We start from the raw sequence: 2,177 nt of genomic DNA, 5'->3' as shown, positions 1-2,177 counted from the left end.
CGGCGCTCCCCGTCCGCCCCGCCCGTTCTGGCGCTCGTTCGGCGCGCAGATTCTGGCCGCGATGGTGCTGGGGCTGGCTCTGGGGCTGGCCGCGCGCGCGATCGGGCCGGGGGCAGGCGGCGCGCCGAACGGGCTGACGCAGGCGCTGGACCTGACCGGCGGGATCTTCGTGCAATTGCTCAAGGCGCTGGTGCCGCCGCTGATCTTCACCGCGATCGTCGCCAGCATCGCCAACCTGGCCGAACTCGCCAATGCCGCGCGGCTGGTGTGGCGCACGCTGCTGTGGTTCGCGATCACGGCGGGGATCGCGGTGGCGATCGGCATCACGCTCGGCCTGATCCTGCAACCGGGGCTGCACCACGGCGCGGGGCTGGCGGCGGACGCCGGGCCGCGCACGGTGGGCAGCTGGCTCGATTTCCTGAAAGGGGTGGTGCCGGGCAACTTCCTCGGCCTGCAGGCGACCACGAAGCTGGCGGACGGCGCGGCCACGACCACGCTCGGCTTCAACGTGTTGCAGATCGTCGTGATCTCGATCGTGATCGGCGTGGCGGCGCTGCGCGTGGGGGAGGCGGGCGCGCCGTTTCTCGGCTTCATCCGCTCCGCCTCGGCGATCGTGCGGCGGATTTTGCGCTGGGTGATCGCGCTCACGCCGCTGGGTACGATCGGCCTGTTCGGCACCGCCATCGCCCAATATGGCTGGGATGCGCTGTCCTCGCTCGGCCAGTTCGTGCTGGCGGTGTATATCGGGCTGGGGCTGGTGCTGCTCGTCGTCTATCCCGCCATCCTGCTGCTCAACGGCCTGAGCCCGCGCCGCTTCTTCGCGACGGTATGGCCGGCGATGCAGGTGGGGTTTGTCTCGCGTTCGTCGATCGGCACGCTGCCTGTGACGGAGACGGTGGTGGAACGGCTGGGCGTGCCCAACGCCTATGCCGCCTTCGCCGTGCCGCTGGCATCGACGACCAAGATGGACGGGTGCGCCGCGATCTATCCCGGCGTGGCGGCGCTGTTCGTGGCGCAATATTACGGGCTGGTGCTGGGGCCGGCGGATTTCGCGATGATCGCCTTCGTCTCGGTCGTAGGCTCGGCCGCGACGGCGGGGCTGACGGGTGCGATCGTGATGCTGACGCTCACCCTCTCCACGCTGGGCCTGCCGCTGGAAGGGGTGGGGCTGCTGCTGGCGATCGACCCGATCATCGACATGGGCCGCACGGCGGTGAATGTGACGGGGCAGGCGCTGGTGCCGCTGATCGTGGCCAAGCGCGAGGGGATGCTGGCCGAACCCGTCGCCGGGACGGCCACCGCGCGCTAAGTCACGGAAACACAAAGCCCTCGCCCCGCCCGGGCGATCGTGACAGGGTGACCCGGCGATGGGGGCATGATGGCGGATCGGGGCGAACAGGTATCCACGGGCGGGCGGCCCGCGCGCTTCGGCCTGTCGGCGCGCATCCTCGCCGCGCTGGTGATCGGCCTCGCGCTCGGCGCGACGCTCGGCGGCTGGCAGGTGGCGGGGCTGGACCGGATGCTGGCGGTGGCGCAACCGATCGGCCGGCTGTGGCTGGATGCGCTGACGATGACGGTGGTGCCGCTGGTGTTCGGCCTGCTCGTCACCGGCATCGCCAGCGCCGCCGACGGTGCCGCCACCGGCGGGGTGGCGCGGCGCGCGCTGCTGTGGTTCGCGGCGCTGCTGGTGGCGGCCTGCGCGGTGTCGGCGGTGGTGGTGCTCGGGCTGCTCTCCGTCTGGCCGGCACCGGCGCAATCGGGGCTGCTGGGGGCGACGGGGGGCGTCGTGCCGCCGGTGGCGCCCGCCGCCGACTGGCTGACCGGGCTGATCCCGACCAACCCGATCAAGGCGGCGGCCGATACCGCGATGGTGCCGCTGGTGGTGTTCGCCTTGCTGTTCGGCTTCGCCATCACGCGGATCGCGCCGGCGTTGCGCGACAGTCTCGTCACCTTCTTCCGCGCGATCGTGGCGGCGATGCTGGTGATCGTGGACTGGGTGCTGTGGCTGGCGCCGGCGGGGGGGCTGGGGCTCTTCCTCGCGGTAGGGGGGCGGGCTGTCTCTTATAAACCTCTGGAGCTGCCGGAGGCGCCCTACGGGGAGAGCTGCCTGGGTCCCGGGTTGCTAAGTATGAAACGGGTTGCAGCTGTGCGGCTGGTGGCGCGACAGTACTGTGAGG

General features: G+C 71.4%; 2 protein-coding genes. Both read left to right on the top strand.

The window, feature by feature from the left end; genetic code table 11:
* Positions 1-49 precede the first annotated feature (49 nt).
* The gene (locus tag FOY91_RS21210) at positions 50-1,309 is read left to right on the top strand and encodes a dicarboxylate/amino acid:cation symporter (RefSeq protein WP_238995837.1); all 1,260 of its coding nucleotides are present in this window, start codon (positions 50-52) and stop codon (positions 1,307-1,309) included.
* A gap of 66 nt (positions 1,310-1,375) precedes the next feature.
* The coding region (locus FOY91_RS21205; RefSeq protein WP_145156034.1) for a dicarboxylate/amino acid:cation symporter at positions 1,376-2,177 on the top strand (802 nt) is incomplete at its 3' end.

The organism is Alterirhizorhabdus solaris (assembly GCF_007785815.1).
Lineage (GTDB): Bacteria > Pseudomonadota > Alphaproteobacteria > Sphingomonadales > Sphingomonadaceae > Alterirhizorhabdus > Alterirhizorhabdus solaris.
This window is presented reverse-complemented; position numbering and strand designations above follow the sequence as displayed.